The organism is Nocardia sp. NPDC049737 (assembly GCF_040674755.1).
Taxonomy (GTDB): Bacteria; Actinomycetota; Actinomycetes; order Mycobacteriales; family Mycobacteriaceae; genus Nocardia.
In genome coordinates, this window is the sequence record NZ_JBFANH010000005.1 from 80,440 (window position 1) to 97,761 (window position 17,322).

16 protein-coding genes are annotated in these 17,322 nt (G+C 65.8%); 9 read left to right on the top strand and 7 right to left on the bottom strand.

Translation table 11 applies throughout. From position 1 onward, the window contains the following. Window positions 1–116 precede the first annotated feature (116 nt). The 5 genes from AB0J47_RS08905 (at window position 117) to AB0J47_RS08925 (ending at window position 7,277) form a co-directional block, all read left to right on the top strand. The gene (locus AB0J47_RS08905; RefSeq protein WP_364342251.1) at window positions 117–617 is read left to right on the top strand and encodes a hypothetical protein; all 501 of its coding nucleotides are present in this window, start codon (window positions 117–119) and stop codon (window positions 615–617) included. Window positions 618–643: 26 nt separating this feature from the next. Then, window positions 644–2,476, top strand: a complete 1,833-nt coding sequence (locus tag AB0J47_RS08910; protein ID WP_364342254.1) for a tetratricopeptide repeat protein — start codon at window positions 644–646, stop codon at window positions 2,474–2,476. A 385-nt stretch (window positions 2,477–2,861) separates the two neighbouring features. Continuing rightward, a complete protein-coding gene (locus tag AB0J47_RS08915; RefSeq protein ID WP_364342257.1) occupies window positions 2,862–3,428 on the top strand; it encodes an isochorismatase family protein in 567 nt (188 codons plus the stop codon). A 1,215-nt stretch (window positions 3,429–4,643) separates the two neighbouring features. After that, window positions 4,644–6,050 (top strand): pyridoxal-dependent decarboxylase, encoded by a 1,407-nt coding sequence (locus AB0J47_RS08920; protein ID WP_364342260.1) that lies wholly within the window; start codon window positions 4,644–4,646, stop codon window positions 6,048–6,050. Window positions 6,051–6,059: 9 nt separating this feature from the next. Further along, window positions 6,060–7,277: a hypothetical protein gene (locus AB0J47_RS08925; RefSeq protein ID WP_364342263.1), complete on the top strand. Its 1,218-nt coding sequence runs from the start codon at window positions 6,060–6,062 to the stop codon at window positions 7,275–7,277. Window positions 7,278–7,328: 51 nt separating this feature from the next. On the opposite strand, the gene AB0J47_RS08930 is transcribed toward AB0J47_RS08925, so the two are convergent. Then, window positions 7,329–8,315, bottom strand: coding sequence for a carbohydrate kinase family protein (locus tag AB0J47_RS08930; RefSeq protein ID WP_364342266.1), 987 nt, complete (start codon window positions 8,313–8,315; stop codon window positions 7,329–7,331). Window positions 8,316–8,413: 98 nt separating this feature from the next. Between AB0J47_RS08930 and AB0J47_RS08935 the strand changes: the two genes are divergently transcribed. Further along, a complete protein-coding gene (locus AB0J47_RS08935) occupies window positions 8,414–10,504 on the top strand; it encodes a trehalose-6-phosphate synthase (RefSeq protein WP_364343062.1) in 2,091 nt (696 codons plus the stop codon). 416 nt (window positions 10,505–10,920) lie between these two features. On the opposite strand, the gene AB0J47_RS08940 is transcribed toward AB0J47_RS08935, so the two are convergent. From AB0J47_RS08940 to AB0J47_RS08955, 4 genes are all read right to left on the bottom strand, one after another. Then, window positions 10,921–11,190, bottom strand: coding sequence for a dioxygenase (locus AB0J47_RS08940; protein WP_364342269.1), 270 nt, complete (start codon window positions 11,188–11,190; stop codon window positions 10,921–10,923). A 126-nt stretch (window positions 11,191–11,316) separates the two neighbouring features. After that, window positions 11,317–11,544, bottom strand: a complete 228-nt coding sequence (locus AB0J47_RS08945) for a hypothetical protein (RefSeq protein WP_364342272.1) — start codon at window positions 11,542–11,544, stop codon at window positions 11,317–11,319. 101 nt (window positions 11,545–11,645) lie between these two features. Beyond that, entirely contained in the window at window positions 11,646–12,470 is an 825-nt protein-coding gene (locus AB0J47_RS08950) for a DUF998 domain-containing protein (RefSeq protein WP_364342275.1), read from the bottom strand. A gap of 1 nt (window position 12,471) precedes the next feature. Continuing rightward, window positions 12,472–12,654, bottom strand: a complete 183-nt coding sequence (locus AB0J47_RS08955; protein ID WP_364342278.1) for a hypothetical protein — start codon at window positions 12,652–12,654, stop codon at window positions 12,472–12,474. A 247-nt stretch (window positions 12,655–12,901) separates the two neighbouring features. Between AB0J47_RS08955 and AB0J47_RS08960 the strand changes: the two genes are divergently transcribed. Then, a complete protein-coding gene (locus AB0J47_RS08960) occupies window positions 12,902–13,180 on the top strand; it encodes a hypothetical protein (RefSeq protein WP_364343120.1) in 279 nt (92 codons plus the stop codon). Here AB0J47_RS08960 and AB0J47_RS08965 read toward each other — a convergent pair. Then, window positions 13,139–13,759 (bottom strand): hypothetical protein, encoded by a 621-nt coding sequence (locus AB0J47_RS08965; protein WP_364342281.1) that lies wholly within the window; start codon window positions 13,757–13,759, stop codon window positions 13,139–13,141. The two genes, AB0J47_RS08960 and AB0J47_RS08965, sit on opposite strands and share 42 nt — an antisense overlap. Between AB0J47_RS08965 and AB0J47_RS08970 the strand changes: the two genes are divergently transcribed. Both AB0J47_RS08970 and AB0J47_RS08975 read left to right on the top strand, forming a co-directional pair. Beyond that, on the top strand, window positions 13,675–14,337 hold the full coding sequence (locus AB0J47_RS08970; protein ID WP_364342284.1) for an ABC transporter ATP-binding protein: 663 nt from the start codon (window positions 13,675–13,677) through the stop codon (window positions 14,335–14,337). The two genes, AB0J47_RS08965 and AB0J47_RS08970, sit on opposite strands and share 85 nt — an antisense overlap. Further along, a complete protein-coding gene (locus AB0J47_RS08975) occupies window positions 14,334–15,152 on the top strand; it encodes a hypothetical protein (RefSeq protein WP_364342287.1) in 819 nt (272 codons plus the stop codon). Before AB0J47_RS08970 ends, AB0J47_RS08975 begins: the two co-directional genes overlap by 4 nt. Before the next feature lie 72 nt (window positions 15,153–15,224). Here the strand turns inward: AB0J47_RS08975 and AB0J47_RS08980 are convergent, their stop codons facing one another. Beyond that, entirely contained in the window at window positions 15,225–17,234 is a 2,010-nt protein-coding gene (locus AB0J47_RS08980; RefSeq protein WP_364342290.1) for a polyprenyl synthetase family protein, read from the bottom strand. Window positions 17,235–17,322: the final 88 nt, after the last annotated feature.

The following is a 17,322-nucleotide window of genomic DNA, read 5'->3' on the forward strand; positions in this document are numbered from 1 at the left end:
AACTGGACGCTCGGGTCACCTTTTGTTCTATCGTGGTTCACTTCTTTTGCCGCGGAACGGCTTCCGTCGTGCTTTGTTTGTAGCTAGGTTGTTCGTGGCCGCTGCACGAGGCGGCCATGGCGAGGTCCGAGTGCGGGAGGTTCGGCGGGGTGGATCCGGTGGCATTGGTGGCGGCCGCGGTAGCGGCGGGTGCCACCGCGGGCTTGACCGATACCGCGAAACAGGGAGTGCTCGACTCCTATCAATCGCTGCGCGGATTGATCACCCGCCGGTATCGCTCTGTGGACGTGGGTGTGGTGGAGGCACGGCCGGAAGCCGGTTCGCGGCGAGTGGTGCTCGCCGAGGAATTGGCGCGGGCAGGCGCCGCGGACGATCAGGAGTTGCTGACGGCGGCGCATCATCTCCTACAGCTGATCGAGGAGCACTCGCCACAGGCCGCCCAGGCCGTGGGTGTGACGTTGACCCGGGTCCGAGCCGGTGAGCTGAAGATCACCGACATCGAGAGTAGCGGAAGCGGTGTGATCGCCACGGACACAACAGTGTCCGGAACACTGAAGATCGAAGGGCTCCGGGCCGGTGTGCAGGAGCCGCCACACCCTTCGCAGGCGCGGCGGTAACCGGGCATTCCGCTGCGCCCACATTCATGGCGCCTGTCTCCGCGACTGGGGTGACGGTCGGCGGGGACTTCATCACCACCTATCGGTTCGCGGGCGCCTCGCCGGTGGTCACTGAGGCACCCCTCGTCGAGCTGGTGGAGCGGCGGGGAGCGGGGGGCGGACTCCCGCTGATCACCGAGCTGGATCCCTACATGCTGGGGGCCACACCGTCGCGCTTCGGCGAACCCGGCCGGTTCGGTGGTGCCGACCCGTATGTGCCGCGCACCCACAACGCGGTCGATATCCGCTTGGCCGCGGCGTTGTCCGGTGACCGCCTCACGGTGGTGGTCGGCCCTTCGAAGGCAGGCAAGACACGCAGCCTGTTCGAAGCCGTCAGCAAGGCGCTGCCCACGGCCAGAGTCCTGGTGCCCACCCCCGAGTCGCTCGCTCAGATACCGGCCTGCGCGGAGTTCGTCGACTGCCCGGAGCAGATCGTGGTCTGGCTGGACAACCTGGACAGGTTCGTCACGACCAGTCGGCCGCTGACGCTGTTGACACTCAGCCGCCTCACCGCGCGCGCGGCACCGACCGTCGTGGTCGCTACGCTGCGGTGCGAAGCTCGCGACCGATTGCACTATGGCAGTGAGGATCTCGCACACGACACGCGGGTGGTGCTGCAGCAGGCCATCCAGATCGATCTGTCCTCGACCAGCAACAGTCTCATCGAGCACGCCGATGCCGCGGCCGCCTACCCGTCGCTGAACCTGGACCGGTACGGACTCGCCGAAGTCCTCGCCGGCGCACCCGAACTGCTGAAGCACTACGACGATTCCCGCTACCGGAATCCCGTGCTGCACACCGTGATCCAAGTCGCCGTGGACTGGGTCCGCGTCGGGCGCACGGACCCGATCCCCGAACCCGTCCTGGCCGAACTCGCCATGGCGATCGCCGAAGAGCAGTACCCCGAGCTCGAGGTCGGTACCGATCAGGTGCAGGACGCGATCGTCGCCGCCCGTACTCCCTCCCCGAGTGTCGGGCACGTCGCGCTCCTGCTCACCGATCGCCTCCCCGACCGCTCCCGCGCATACCGGCCGTTCGATTACCTCGTCGCGGCAGACGACGGTCAGCACCGCTCGCCACGCCCTATCTCCACCGATTTCTGGCACTTGGCCACCGAGAACGCCGACGTCGATGTGCTGGTTTCCGCAGGCTTGACTGCGTTCTTCCGGGGCCGGGCATCGGTCGTGGAGAAACTTTGCCGCCGCGCCGCCGAGGCCGGTGATCTGAACGCGATGTTCAACCTCGGAGTCCTGCTGTACGAGCGCGGCGACACGCACGAGGCCGAAGCATGGTGTCGACGCGCCGCCGACGCTGGCGATCTGTCCGCCATGTTCAACCTCGGCGTTCTGTTGCACGAGCGCGGCGACACGCACGGCGCCGAGACCTGGTGGCGCCGGTGCGCCGAAGCCGGAGATCTCAATGCAATGTCCAATCTCGGTGTCCTGCTTCGAAAACGCGGAGAAGCGGAGGAAGCCGAGACTTGGTACCGTCACGCCGCCGCGGCTGGTGACCTGTCCGCCATGTTCAATCTCGGTGTCCTGCTGGGTAAGCGGAGCGAACTGGCGGAGGCGGAGATCTGGTACCGCCGCGCAGCCGCCCGCGGTCATACGTCGGCCGAATTCAATCTCCAGGTCCTGCTCAACAAGAAGCCGCCCGAAGCACCGGTCGGGTGCGCCACCGACACCACAGAACACCCTGCGGGCAGACCGCAGAGCGCGCTGACACTTCCGGCGGCATGGGCGTGGGCCGAATACTGGGCGGCCCGACGTAGATTGAAGCCGAGGCCGGACGCCGACAGCTCCACATCCACGCCCGGTTAGCCTTCAGCACCCGCGAGGACGACCAACCGACTCCGCTCGCTGCCCGTTCCTGTTCAACCTGTACACCCCGCCGCCCGGCAACTCGTTGCGGTGGCCATCCCCCGCCCCGGTGATGACGACGCCACCGAATTCGCCCCTCCGCGAATTAGAGGAGGCCCTGCAAGAACTGCGCTCGCGGTGGAGTCTGCGGAAGATCCTGCGGGTGGATGCCCGCTCGAACTCTCATCGGCGCTGACCTGCGTGTTCTCGGCTGACCGCCGATAATCGTTTGAGCAGATCAGGGGGCGCGGGTGTCCGACGGCGCGTTCGGCGATGCGCATTGGTGATAGACACCTACAATAGGCGCTGGCCGAAGTCGTTGCGGGACCGATCTCGTGGAGGCGTCATGACCAGAGCTCTAATCATCGTCGACGTACAGAACGACTTCTGCGAGGGCGGTTCAGTGGCCGTCGCAGGCGGAGCCGCGCTGGCCGAACGGATCAGCGAATATCTGCGTGCCAGCGACTACGCCGCGATCACCGCCACCCGTGACTACCACATCGACCCCGGTGCGCACTTCTCCGACAACCCAAACTTCGTCGACACGTGGCCGCCGCATTGCCGGATCGACACCGCCGGCGCCGACTTCCACCCGAACCTGGACACCGCGCCCATCGACGAGGTCTTCTTCAAAGGCGCCTACGCCGCCGCCTACTCCGGATTCGAGGGCGCCACCGAGGACGGCACGGCCCTCGCGGACTGGTTGCGCGCCAAGGGCATCGACACCGTCGACGTCTGCGGCATCGCCACCGACCACTGCGTTCGCGCCACCGCCCTCGATGCCCGCACCGCCGGCTTCGACACCCGGGTGCTCCTGGGCCTGTCCGTCGGCGTCTCCCCCGCCAACATCGAACGGGCCCTGGACGAACTCCAGGCGGCGGGCGTGGAGATCGCCGAAAACATCGACAGCTGACGGACACTCTCATCGGGCCGTCGTGTGCGGGCCCGTAGTCGGGCCTGCCGGCCCGCCTCACGCGCCCGCGGGCTGACTCGCATTGTCCCGAACACCAGAGGGCCGATGAGCAAGAATCTGCTTTAGACCAGGAGTTCTACCATTGAACGACATCGGCCTGGCAGCGGCGCTGGCTCGTATCGCGCCGACCACTAACCTTCTGATCTGTAGTCCCGGAATCGGTGCGAGCGGTTGTACTGGCCTGCGCGATCCGCGAACGCGGCGAACTGCGCGCTACCGCTTCACGCCAGTCACGGTAGCTGGCTGATCGGCGTCCATCGCTGGCAGCCTTCGGCAACCTTTTCAGTGTTCCTCGCCGATGTCCTCGGCGTCGGACCTCCAGGTCTCGAAGATCCGCAACCCGAGCAGTCCGAGCATCGCAACGAGCGCGAAGTCGAACCGGTGGGCGGAATCGCGCGCCGCGGTGAGCAGCGCTTCGAACTGTAGATGCGAAGGTCCGAGTGTCGGTGATCCGTTCGGTACTCGGGGTCGGCGGACGTACTCGGCCGGCGAGTGGTCCTTCGCGCCGTCGATGACGCACGTGCGCTAGAACCCGGTCACTACCGCGGTACGGCGGGGCAACGGTGGAGGGTTTGAACCGGCGGGTCTCCTGCATCCACCGCACGTACCGTTCGATCTCGGCGCGCACCGCTAACACCGGCAGGAGATGACGTTCGGTGCACCAGGTGAAGTAGAGGCGCAGATCAGATCCGCAATGGATACGGGAGCTGCCGGTGAACCGGGCCAGGTAGGCCGCGCTGGCCAGCCGCAGTACGAGATCGTCACCGGCGAAGGTGACGTCGATATCCGATGACGTACTCATGCTCCACGATGCCCAGAACACCAGCCGGATTCGCTCGGGTCGGGGCATCTCCGGACGTTTCGGTCGAGCGCTCGTAGGTCATCGGCTGGGACGTAGTCCGGCTCCGGCGATGGAGTTTCGGAGATAGGTATGCCGGACACCGGTCAGCTCGCTCTGCTCGGCGCGCAGTCGAGGACCTGTCCTGCATCTAGGATGTTCATGTAGGTCGGGCTGGCAAATTGTTTGCGCTTCAGGCTGATTGAGAGTTGTGCGCCGAGGACGCGCCCTCACCGTGGGTGCTGCGCATCGTGCGGCGCGCGAGGTTGGAGCGCCTGGGACGAGCGATGCAGCTGTCTCGTATGGAAAGGGGTGCCGTGGAACCCCACGAAGATGAGACGTTGCGCGGGTTGACCGAGGTGGTGCTGGGCGAACTGGCTGCGGGCAGGGTGCGGCGTGGCGGGCCGTTGCCTGCTGGTGGTCCGGCGGCGGTGAAGGTTTGTGTGACCGGTCGGGTCGGGTCGGTACTGCCGCAGGTTGGGATCGGCGCGGAGGTCGCGCTGCGGGAGCTGACGCGTGCGTTGGTGCTCGGGTCGGCAGACCCGACCGAGGCGTGGTGTGTCGGACACTTGCATTGCGCACCGTTGCCGGTGGCTGTCGCGGCCGATCTTGCCGCGTCCGCGCTGAACCCTTCGATGGATTCGTGGGACCAGGCTCCGGCGGCGGCGGCGATCGAGGCCGAGGTGGCGGCGGCGCTGGCCGCCCTGATCTACCCCGAGGCGGTGGCACCGGATGCGGTGATCACCAGCGGGGCAACGGAATCCAATCTAGTGGCGGTCCTGCTGGCCCGGGAGACTGCGCGCGCATCAGGGGGGTCCGCGGTGCAAGTGGTGTGCGGTGACAACGCGCATCACAGCGTGGCGCGGGCGGCCTGGCTGCTGGGCTTGCCCAAGCCGATCACGGTCAATTGTCCGACGGGGGTGCTGGCAGCCGCCGAGGTGGGGCGAGTCCTCCGCGGGCATCGGCGGTGGCCGGTGTTGGTGGTGGCGACCGCCGGTACCACCGATGCGGGATTGATCGACCCGCTGTCCGAACTGGCGGATGTGGTTGCCGCGCACGGTGCTTGGCTACACGTGGATGCCGCCTACGGTGGACCGCTGTTGTTCAGCGACGAACTGCGGTCGCGGCTGGCCGGTGTCGGCGCGGCGGATTCGGTGGCTTTTGATCTGCACAAGTTTGGTTGGCAGCCGGTGGCCGCGGGTGTGCTCGCCGTCCGCGATGCCGCTGTGTTGGCCGGGCTGGCGCATCGCACCGAGTATCTCAACGCCGACGATGACCTGACAGCGGGGCTGCCCGACCTGCTGGGCCGATCCATCCGTACCTCCCGGCGTCCCGACGCATTCAAGATCGCGGTGACCATGCGGGCGTTGGGCAAGGCGGGCCTGGCTGGATTGGTCGAGCATTGCGTGTGTGCGGCGGAGAAGTTCGCGCAGATCGTCGACACGCATCCGCGGATGCGGCGCCGCCCGGGCGCGGTGGGCATCAGCACTGTCCTGTTCCGGCCGGTCGTCGCCGACGAGTTGGGCTTCGAGGAGGGTGACGCGCTCGTTTCGCGGGTACGCCGGGAACTGCTTGCCGAGGGGCGCGCGGTGCTCGGTCGCGCCCGCGTCGCCGACAGCGACGGCCGTATCAAGCTGTGGCTCAAGGCAACTTTGCTGCATCCACAAACCAGCGGCGACGATCTCGCACCGCTGTTGGACCTCGTCGCCGACCTCGCCGGTTGAGGGGCGGATATGCTGCCCCCCGGCAACGACCGCACGGCACTGTGGACCTCCGCCGAGCGTTACCTCGGTGCCGGCACCCGCAACTACAGCCGCTACAGCGCCGAGATGCCGGTGTCGGCCGACTACCACCCCCAGGGCAGCGCGCCCGGATTTCAACTCCCGACATTCTGGGTCGACTCCGAACACGGTGAATACCGCCGCACCTCGGCCTCGTCACCGCTGCATGAGATCTACTCCCGCAACGACCGCTTGCTGCTCCCGGTCCATCCCGACACATTGGCGTTACCGCACCTGCCGGGCCGTGACCAACTCCTCACCATGGCTGCCGGACCGGTGCTCGACGTGATGCCGCTGGCGAACGCCCGCACCGTCCTCGTGCTCGGCGCCGACGGCGTCCCCACCGCACCGCATTTTCTGAAACTGCACTTCCCGCAACGGATCTCCCGCTTCCAGCGGACCATGAACGCGCCCGACCTCGGCCACGAGCTGTGGACCACGACGCAGCTGCACACTGCGGGCCTGCCCGTTCTCCGCGACCTCGGCGGCGGCTTGTTCGGCAGAGACCTCGGCACTGCCTGGGGCTACCTCGTCCGGGATTCACTCGTCCGCGACGGGCACGATTTCGACTACACAGTGCCGCTATTCGCCTTGTATGGCAACGATATTCGGTCACCCGACCGCCAGCCGTTGCTGCACCGTTTGGTGATTCGGGCCGGTGTCGAACCCGCGGCATTCCTGGCCGAGCACATCATCGAGCCGATGATCGCGTTCTGGGTACGGGCCGTGTTCTCCACCGGCTGCCTGCCCGAATTGCACGGACAGAACACGCTACTCAGCTTCACCCGCGACGGTCGCCACAGTCGAATTGCCTACCGCGACGGAGGGATCTACACCCTCGCCCCGCTACGCCACAGGTTCGGGCATCCCGCCGACCTGCCCCCGATGGACGTCGTGCCACGCGATGTCGCGGTCGACTGCGCTCACCTGATGAGCCTGGTCTACGACAGCTTCATGGGCCACCACGCCCTCACACGCTTGAACACATTGGCCACCGACCTGTTCGGCTTCGATCCCGACCTGCTGCCATCGCTCGCACGCAAAACATTCGCAGACAACGACGGAACCCAACTCGCCCTTCCCCACACCGTGTACTACTACGACGACACCTGCCCACCCGACCAAGGCTGGCGCCTCGCCGACACCGGACAAACACCGACCTGGCGATAACACTCGGCACACACCCGCTCCCCGGCGCGACCTAATCCGCTAATCGGCATTTCAGTGCATTGTGGGAGGCTGAACCGTTGGCCGGCGTCGTTCGCGGGCCGCAGCCGCAAGACTCGATATTGTGGTTCGCGCGAGCCACCGCTCGAGGTCGGCGGTCCCCGGAGCCGTGCTGGACCCTGGGCCGGTGGTGGCTGCCGTTCCGCACGCAACGGCGGCGGCGAGGCATTTCGCCGGCGGCCAGCCGGCGAGCAGACCATGAACGAAACCGACGTTGAAGCAGTCACCGGCTCCGGTGGTATCCAGAGCCGAAATCTCTGGTGCGGCAACGTCATAACGTTCTCCGTCGTGTGCCGCGGCGGCTCCGGCGCTGCCGAGTTTGATCACCACGGTCGGCACAAGTTCGTTCAGCCGCGATATCGCATCGTCCATGGTCGGCGCCCTGGTCAGCCGCAGTGCTTCCTCGGCGTTGGGCGCGAAGATATCGGTGGAAGCCAGCGCGGCTCGCACTCCGGGGGTGTCGACATCGACGTCGATGTCTTGGCAGTCCATCACTACGGTGGTGCCGAGGTGGCGGGCGAGCTCCAACGCGTGCACGGTGTCGGCGTCGTAGCGTAGTTGCGGCACCATCAGGACACGTGGTCGGTATTGCCGCAGCAGCGACGATAGCGGTTGCGGGGAGCTCGGGTCCTGGAAACTGACCATCGCACGCTCCTCGGGCGTGGACAGGGCGACGGTCAGGCTGCGTAGCGGGGTCGGCTGATGTCGGAAAGCGCTCTCGTCCACTCCTTCTGCGCGTGCCGCGTGCAGGACATGGGCGCTGAAGGGATCGGTGCCGAAGTCGGTCGCCCACACAACATCGTGCCCGAGCCGATGCGCGGCCATAGCCAGGGTGTAGGCGCCACCGGGCATCATTGTGAACCCATCGGCGAAGACCTCTCGGCCAGGTCGGACGGGCGCGGGTAGCCCGTGGAAGATCAGATCCACAAAATAGGCGCCCACCACGAGAATTTCCCGCCCGCCCGGCTCGTCTGTGCCCATCCGATGAGCGTACCGGGGGTGACGTGGCATATGTGGGAGGTCGAGACGGTCACGGCGGCACAGGGATTCACGCTGCGGGTGTTAGCTTTGGATTGGTGATGAGGATCCTGGTCACCGACTTGGACGGTACGTTGCTGGGCGGGGAGATCGCCGACCAGCGTCGGCTGTGCGCGGTGTTGGCCCGCCATCCCGAGGTGACGGTGGTTTTCGCCACCGGCCGCGGCGTGGCGTCGGTCGCCGAGGTGCTGTGTGATCCGCTGGTGCCGAGACCACGCTGGATCATCGCCGATGTCGGTGCCACCGTGGTCGACGGCACCGACCTGCGGCCGGTCGGCGATATTCAGGCCCATCTTCGTACCGGATGGCCTGGGACACAACAAGTTCGGCAAGCTTTGAGCCGCTTCGGGCAACTGACATACCAGCGGGTGGCGCAGGACGGGCGCTGCTCGTACCACCTGGCACCGGGCCAGCTGACCGATGAACTCACCACCGCTGTCCAGGCGCTCGGATGCCGGTGGGTGTACTCCGCGGACCGCTACTTCGACGTCATGCCGCCCAACGCATCCAAGGGCAATGCTGTGGCGGCGCTGGCCGAAAAGCTCGGTTGGCCAATGGATTCCGTCCTGGTGGCCGGTGATTCGCTCAACGATGCATCGCTGTTCGAACTGGGCACACACGGCGTGATAGTCGGCGCCGCCGAGCCCGCCTTATACCGGGCGGTTCCCCTCGACGCGCGTATCCGTCGCCCCGAACGTCCGGGCGCGGGCGGGATTCTCACAGCACTGCACGCGCTGGGGTGGGTCTCACCGGACAACTGCACCGAGGACCGGCACTGCCTGATAGTCGGCTATCACCGACCACCGGTCCCCCGAAGTGAGCAACGATCACCGTCCAGCCCCAACGGGATTCTCCCCAGCCTGACCGCCCTGTTCGCCCAAGGGTTACCGGGCATCTGGGTCGCCGCTCAGGTCGGCGAGGACGGTGTCGACGCACGCGAGCACGAGGCCCCGTTGTCACTACTGCCGGTAACCCCCGACGAATGGAGCGGCTACTTCCATCGCGCATGCAAGGACACACTGTGGCCGATCCTCATGTCCGAGCCGCATCGCATGCGCTTCGACACCGCGGCCTGGACCCACTATCGCGTGATCAACCAGCGATACGCCGAGCGTATCGGCGATCGAGCAGCGCACGGCGCGACCGTATGGCTACACGACTACAACCTATGGCTCGTCCCCGGCCTGCTTCGCCGAGTCCGCCCTGATCTGCGCATCGGACTGTTCCACCACACTCCGTTCCCGCCGCCGGTGGTGTTCGCCGCCCTGCCCACCGCAGACGAAATTCGTTCCTCGCTCATACAGTTGAACTGGGCTGGATTTCATACCAATGCCTTCGCCGACAACTTTCGACAAACCCTGGCCGGCCAGCCCACACTGCCGACCTTGGGTGTCCATCCGCTGGGTATCGACCGTCCAGCCATCGAAACACTCGCCCGCAGCCGCGCCTCGCGCACACAGCCCAGCCGACACCCATTGGTGCTCTCCGTCGAACGTCTCGATTACACCAAAGCCCCCGTACACAAGGTCGAGGCCATAGCGGCGTTGCTGGAGCAACGGCCGGACCTGCACAGCCGATTGGTGTTCCGGCTCGTCTGCCCACCACCAGAACCAGGCATCTCCGCCTACGACACCACTCGCAGCGCTCTCGAGCGACGCACCACCGAGATCAACGACGCCTGGCGTGTCGGCAGTTGGCAACCGATCGACTACATCCCGCACAACCTGCCGCTCTCCGAGGTGATGGACCACTACCTGGCCGCGGACGTGTTCTGGGTGACCTCCCTGCAGGACGGCATGAACCTGACCGCAAAGGAATTCGTCGCCGCCCAGTCGGCAGTGGCCGGACCCGGCTCCCGGCCCGGGGTGCTGGTGCTGTCCCGCTACGCCGGCGCCGCAACAGAACTCGGCGACGCCGCCCTACTCACCGACCCGCATTCCCCCGAAGACCTCACCGCCACACTCGCCCGCGCACTGTCCCTCGACCACACCGAGCGCCGCACTCGCGCGAAACGTCTGGCACACCTCTTAGGCCACGACCGCCCCATCGACTGGGCAACCCGCATCATCGACGCCATCCGTGTCCGCACCCCCGACCCGGCCGCAGCGCCGATCACCTACCAGCCGTCCTGATCGCGCAACTCGGCAGATTCGGACATCGCGAAACACGCGGAAATCGGCTACTTTTCGAGCGTTCCGACGTTGCCGATGACCAGCAGTTTTCGGTGTTGCAGCAGGTTGGCGTACTGGTCGATACCCCCTCCGGACACAGACGAATCGAGCCTGCGTCTGCTCGAAGGTGTCTTTCGTGATGATCAGGTCGTGCGCGGGCTGATCGGAAAGGACTCAGTCGGTTTTCGGGTCCCATGCCAGCCGGGTTCGTGGCCGAGGGCGACATCGTCCACGTCGCTGAGCGACTCCTGTTTGCCCTGCTTGTTCCACACCTCGTGACCGGTGTAGCGGGGATCGCCCGAACAGCACTCGTGGACCAGACAGCACCCGACCGATATGAATTGCGCGTGCGGTCTCGGGTTGAGGGACACAGGCTCTCATCGACTGTCAGGCGCTGCGCAATAGCGAAGATGCCTATACCCGAGAGGAACTCGCCACCGCGGATACTCCGGATGTCCGCGGTCGACCTCCCGCTGACCTCCCTCGCCGGCGACGTCCAGCCGATCCGGCAGACCGTCGCCCGGATCGACGCCTGCGCACCGGGCACCGGGTTGCAGAACGAATTCCTGGCGGGTCGGGTTCGTGGTATCTCCTACCCGCTCGAGGAAATCGATTGCGGTGAACCATTCTTCACCGGTCAATCGCATGCCTGGTGATCACACCACGCACCGGGCTGACAGGAAGGTACCTGGGTAATCACTTGGCGGCGTTCGCGCGATGCCGATCGGATGGTGGCCCGCCGCGATGTTCACTTGTGCGCGGGCGGCAGGTATTTACCGGTCGATGAGGGATTGCAGCGCGTTACGGAAGGAGTCCTCGGTGTCGATCACTGTGGTGAATCCGGCTCGCCGCAGCTGGACGGTGCTCACGAACGCGCGCGGTCCGGCGGTTGCGCCATAGGCGAACGCGAAGTCCGCGTGCTGCTCACCGTAGCCGACCAGGTCGCGCAGGTCCGGGGTGCGCAGGTCGTACTTCGCGACGATCCGGGCCCAATCCTTCACTGAGCTAGCACGAGATCCTCGCCATGAAAATGAACCCCACCCGGCCCATCCCGCGCGACGATCAGAATTCTCAGAGGGCAGGAGTGAGCGGGGCAACTCTGTCATCTTGCGGCTGAAATCTCTGCGACTGGCGCTGGATGCGCACCAACTGTGCGACGCGTCCGGAGTATTGCGATTGCCACGACGACCGTCCATGTTTGCACAGCGAACGCGGCGACTCGTTCCATGCCGCCGATCCCGATAACGGGACCGTGCTGGGCGAAGAACAGAAACACCGCGAGCACCGCGACGGTGGCGATGACAGCAGTGACGGGCCGGATCCTTCCGAACGGAGTCCCTCGCGGTAGAAATCCAGCGCAGACGAGTCCGATATTGCCCAATCCCATGATGAACAGTGCACCCAGCAGGTGAAGGTTCTCGTCGACGTCTGCGGGAACGAATCCCACCATGAGCCACCCGAGAGCGCAAATGCCAAGCAGGATGCGGGCACTTCGCGAAATCGCTCCTCGCCCCCAGAAGACACCGGTCAGCAGCAGGCCGGCCAGCAGCAGAACGCCCTGGGCGACGAAGGACACGTTCATGACGCTATGCAGCGGCGAGCACACATACCGGGGACGGGACTCGTCCCAGATCTGGCAATGGACGTTACCCAGGTCGCTGATGTTGTTGTCTTTCCAGCTGTAGGGCGTACTCCAATCGCCTCCTGCGATCAGTTGCGCGACCAGGAACTGTGCGGCGCCGACCAGCCATGCCGCGGCGCCGACCTTGGCGGTCGTCGTTCCGCGGTTTTCGGACGCGGACGGGCGGGCCCCAAATCTCGAGTTCAAATTCATCTTCCTGTTGTCATGAGGCGGTCGAGGACTGTTTTGTTCCAGAGTTTCGTACGACGGCCGGTTGTCGCTGCCGCGATCAACAATCACATCCACGTCAAAGCCCCTGCCGGCCCGTCCTGAGCGCGGTTACGATGTCGATCACTCCGACCACTACGAGCACGGCGCCGAGTGGCCCACCCCGGAACCCGAAGAATTCGGTGTCCCGCGCGAAAAGCCACAATGCTGCCCCGGTGATGAGGAGCAATAGCCCGAAGACGGCCGCGAGTCGTATCTGCATGCTGCAATCGTGCCGCCTCGCCGGGTGCCATTCATCGGCCGAAAGGCGTTGTGCACGTCATCATTTCGTAGGACGATCCCGGTGATCCGTTTGTGCTGCGATGGAGCCGTGCTGGTTGGTGACGAGACCGGGTTCATGAAGAAACAGCAAACCCGCTGGGGTGCAACGCCAGTACCCCGGCACGGCCGGTCGACGGAGAAGCCAGAAGACGGTCTGACCACATCACTGGCCCGCTTCCGCGACATCAATGCCGCCTACTTTTAGTGGCACCCGCGTCGAGCCGCTGGACACCCCTCCCGCGTGCCCAAGGAACTGGACACGTGCGGTCGCCGTCGTCGACGCGGGCCCAGCCGCCTGCCATGCGGCCGAGGAGCTGCTGCGCCCGGCCGATGTCGAGGTCGAGTTGTTCGACCGGCTGCCCACGCACCACGGCCTGGTTCGCGCCGGCGTCGCGCCGGAGCATCAAGGCGAGCGCGTCGTCTCGTCAGCCGCGGCAATTCGGCCCTTGATGTGGCGCTCGTGCTGATCGTCGATCCAGATTGACTGGCCAAGACCGACACGCGGCGCGAACTGCGGGCTTTCGGGTCTGCGCACGGTCAGCGGGTCGCGATGAGGAGTGTGCAAGCAGTGCCCCAGCGCGGATCCATTCGAGCTCGACCGCTGTATCGATGCGAGTGTGACCGGTGTGTCGGCGCAGGATGATGCAGCCTAGCCTGACTGTGATGATGACCTCGTCGTTCACGCTCAGCGCGCCGTTCAGGCCGGTGATGTCGAATTCCTCTGTGCCTGTGAGGTTATCGGGGTCGAGGTCGGGGCATTGCAGAGGCAGCACGCCCAATGCGACTAGGTTCGTGCGATGGATGCGTTCGAAGCTGCGGGCGACGACGGCACGGACTCCTAGCAGTCGAGTGACTTTCGCTGCCCAGTCCCGTGCTGAGCCGGTTCCGTCGAAGGCCCGCCGCCCGGACGGAGGCGTGGGTGGCGCGAATTGGCCGTTCCGCCATAGGTTTTCATAATCGGTTGGTAGCATACGAACGGCTGTCCGGCCACTACGTCGAAGGCAGACAAGGGGCGTTGATGGAAGTGGAGGACGTCCACCATTCATATGGCAGGCGGTCGGTGCTGCGTGGCATCGACATTGTGTTACCTGCGGGGACGCTGGTGGGAATCGTCGGTGAGAACGGTGTGGGCAAGTCGACGCTGTTGAAGGTCCTGTCCGGAGAGCTGCGACCTGACCGCGGTGTGGTCCGGCACCATGGGCGGTTCGGTTACTGCCCCCAGCAGGTGGTCCTGAACGACGCCTTCACGGTTCGTCAGCACCTGGATTTCTTCGCCGCGGCCTATGCGATCCCGGATCTGCGGCGGGCCGAGCAGACCATGGAGATCTTGCGGTTCTCCGAGTATGCCGGTGAGCGGGTCGCCACGCTGAGCGGCGGCACGCGGCAGAAGCTCAACCTGACGCTTGCGGTGATGCATGATCCGCAGGTTCTGCTGCTCGACGAGCCGTACCAGGGTTTCGACTGGGAGACGTATCTGCGTTTCTGGGATCTGGTCGCAGAGTTCCGTGACACCGGCCGGTCGGTTCTGGTCGTCTCGCATCTAGCCCACGACACCGACAAGCTGGATGAGGTGTGGCGGTTGCACGACGGCGTCCTACAAGGCACACAGGAGAAGGCCGGATGAGCGAGAGTGCGCGGCTGTTCATGATCGCCACGCGTTATGGCCTCATCGAGCATGCTCGTAACCGGTTCGCCATGCTGTTGGTTGCTGTCTTCGTCCCCATATTGATCACTCTGGTGCGCGTGGCCGTCACCGACATCGAGGTTCCGTTCCGGCTTCGGGACACCGGTCTCGTTCTGCACGCCAACGGCAATGAGCTCGCCCAGATCAGCGGCGCCCTGACCGCGGTGTCATTGATCATCGGGTTCATGATGTTCGCGGCGACTTTCAGCAGCGGAGCATTCGATCGGCGTCTGTCGATGGCCGGATATCCTCGGGTTGCGCTGGGTCTGGCGAAGATCGCCTGCCTGGTGGTGGCCTCGGTGGTGGTCTGCGCGTACGCCACCGCAGTGATCTGCTGCTACTGGTCGCCTCGGCAGCCTGTCCTGCTCGCTGCTGCGCTTTTCTGCGCGGCGATGACCTATGGAGCACTGGGTGTCGCCCTAGGCGCGCTGCTGCGCCGCGAGGTGGAGGGGATGTTCGCCATCGCGATGATCAGCTGCTTCGACATGGCCGTGCAGAACCCTATCGCCAGCATCGGGGCGGACAGCGAATTCGTGCGCTGGCTGCCCTCCTATGGGGCCATGCAGGCTGCGACCGCGGCCGGTTTCTCCGATACCACGCCATTCGCGGGCTTCGCCGTGCAACTGGCCTGGTTCACCGCGAGCGCCCTCGTCGGATTGGTCGCTTTCCATCTGCGCACCCGCTCGTCTCTTCGATCCACGATGTGGATCCGCCTTCCCGGACCGACGAGGTCCGAACAGTCGGCGAAGCACTGAGGGTGTGTCCCGCGCGGCCACCACGGTGGATCGGATCGCGCGGGACACACCCGGCTTGTCGGCTACGCGGGCTTACGGCGCGATAGGAGCCGGTTCGTCGGCCCGGAAGTAGACCTCACGGCGCAAGCGTTCCAAGTCCGGCGCTGCGGAAGTGGAGGTTTGCTCGTAACGATCGCTCTCACGCCCCCAGAGCCCCACACTCGTCATGTCCACATACATCTTCGCGTAGTCCTTTCCTCGGCCCGACAGGCCGGGAAGCACGCGGAGGAGCGCGGGGACATAGTGGATCACCGCCTCGAGCTGGGCGCGCTGCTCCGCCACCTGGCGCTGCACCTGCTCGACGGCTTCGCGGCGGGTGCAGCCGGTCTCGTGACGGACCGCCCTGACCAGGTTGTAGGGGACTTGGTCTGCCTCGTCCTGATCCAGCCCCACCAGGTCGTTCTCCACAAAGGTCACCCAGAAGGCGAGTTCCTCGAGACGGCGGATCACGGGGTGGTTGCGCAGCTTCGACGGCAATTCCCGGTCCTGGCGCACCTCCATACAGGCAAGGGCGGTTTCGATCCCACTGGTCGACATCCGCAGCGGCAGGTAGTCGGCCGTGGCGGGGATGTAGCCATTGATGCGATGGTGCGCTTCGCGTTCGGCGGCTTCGAACCACTCCTCGATGCCGTCGAGGAACCGCTCCTGCCAGCGGGTCGTCCGGCCCTCGCGCAGGCGCGGCCACAAACTCGCCCAAGCCGTCGGGATCGCGCCGGACCGCCACGGTGTCTCCGGGTCCTGACGCAGCATTGCCACCATGCCACGCCTCAGCGCGGTGACCGCTTCCGGGTCCCTCAGCTGCGGATCCTCGAAGAGGTCGTCCCACACAAGGACCAGCACGGCCATGCCGTAGGCGGTCTGTTCACGGGCCGCGTCCGCTGCTGGGGCCAAGGTTTGTGCCGGGATCCGGATCGCTCCTGTCCATCGGTGGTAGTCGGCCTCGGCCGGGGAGACGGCCAAGCCGGTGTCCACCAGCCAGCTTTTCAACCATTGCGCCAGCTGCGGCGAGAGCCCATCACCGTGGGCTCGGGATGGCCGCGTCGGCTGCTGGGGAACCGCGGAACCAGGAGTTCGCCGGTCGAGTATGGATCGGGCATAGGCGATCATCGCGTGGCGGGCGCTCGGGTCAACGGGCACAGCGGCAAGCTGACCGGCAGCCTGGTCCATGAATTCATCGGCTCTCGCTCGCGCTTCGTCCACGGCGCCGGAGGTGATGACGAGCTCGCGGGCACGTTCGGCTTGCTCACGCGTCATCGTTCTGCGCAGCAGGCGGGCAAGGTCCCGGTCGCGCGCAGCCGCGCGGATCACCGGAAGTGTGTAGATGCCCGCAGGCAGATCCGCGTTGACGGGTTTGCCCATTTCTTCGGCGGTCGAGGTCAGATCGAGAATGTCGTCATGCAACTGGTAGGCCAGCCCGAAGTGTCGACCGAACAGGGCCAGCGCCTCTTCTGCATCGTCGTGGCGGCCCGCCTGCATCGCGCCCACCCGGCATGCCAGCGAGAGCACCGCCGCCGTCTTACCGTCGATCGCGTCCAGGTAGGACTGCTCGCCGCGGGAGGCCACGTAGAGGTCGGCGGCCTCGACCACCATGCCCGCGCACATCTGCTCACCCGCCATCGCTCCCGCGAGAACTTCGCGCTGGCCGAGTTCGGCCAGCATGCGCACGCTCGTGAGCATCACCGAGTCCCCACCCAATACGGCCATATGCGAACCCCACACCACGTTGACACTGGGACGGCCTCGACGCTCGTATGCGTGATCGATGACGTCGTCGTGGTAAAGCGAGCCCACATGCAGCAATTCGACGGCAGCAGCGGCGCGCACCACCCGGTCGTCGGCCGGGGCCGCGGGATCGGTGAGCAGGTAGTACGACAATAAGGTCAGAGTGGGACGAACCAGGCGGCGAGAAGTGTCCGGCCATTCGTCTGTGAGGGTGGTGAGTTCGGGCCTGCCCTCCAGCCGAACGGGTCCGAGAACGTCACGGACGCGGTCGAGGTCCGCATCCAGATGCGGGAAGACAGCGGAATCGATTTCACGTGGCACGCGGGCGCTCCTGACTGGTTACATCGGTCATCTCCAACACCGCCGATCAATGGCAATTTGACACCACCCTGGCGCGGAAGATGTTGGT

Bases quoted from the DNA above. Each gene is read 5' to 3' on its own strand.
- AB0J47_RS08960 (WP_364343120.1), top strand. From the start codon at position 12,902: ATGCCGCCTACTTTTAGTGGCACCCGCGTCGAGCCGCTGGACACCCCT.
- AB0J47_RS08965 (WP_364342281.1), bottom strand. From the start codon at position 13,759: ATGAATGGTGGACGTCCTCCACTTCCATCAACGCCCCTTGTCTGCCTT.
- AB0J47_RS08905 (WP_364342251.1), top strand. From the start codon at position 117: ATGGCGAGGTCCGAGTGCGGGAGGTTCGGCGGGGTGGATCCGGTGGCA.
- AB0J47_RS08930 (WP_364342266.1), bottom strand. From the start codon at position 8,315: ATGGGCACAGACGAGCCGGGCGGGCGGGAAATTCTCGTGGTGGGCGCC.
- AB0J47_RS08935 (WP_364343062.1), top strand. From the start codon at position 8,414: ATGAGGATCCTGGTCACCGACTTGGACGGTACGTTGCTGGGCGGGGAG.
- AB0J47_RS08910 (WP_364342254.1), top strand. From the start codon at position 644: ATGGCGCCTGTCTCCGCGACTGGGGTGACGGTCGGCGGGGACTTCATC.
- AB0J47_RS08955 (WP_364342278.1), bottom strand. From the start codon at position 12,654: ATGCAGATACGACTCGCGGCCGTCTTCGGGCTATTGCTCCTCATCACC.
- AB0J47_RS08925 (WP_364342263.1), top strand. From the start codon at position 6,060: ATGCTGCCCCCCGGCAACGACCGCACGGCACTGTGGACCTCCGCCGAG.
- AB0J47_RS08940 (WP_364342269.1), bottom strand. From the start codon at position 11,190: ATGCGATTGACCGGTGAAGAATGGTTCACCGCAATCGATTTCCTCGAG.
- AB0J47_RS08975 (WP_364342287.1), top strand. From the start codon at position 14,334: ATGAGCGAGAGTGCGCGGCTGTTCATGATCGCCACGCGTTATGGCCTC.
- AB0J47_RS08915 (WP_364342257.1), top strand. From the start codon at position 2,862: ATGACCAGAGCTCTAATCATCGTCGACGTACAGAACGACTTCTGCGAG.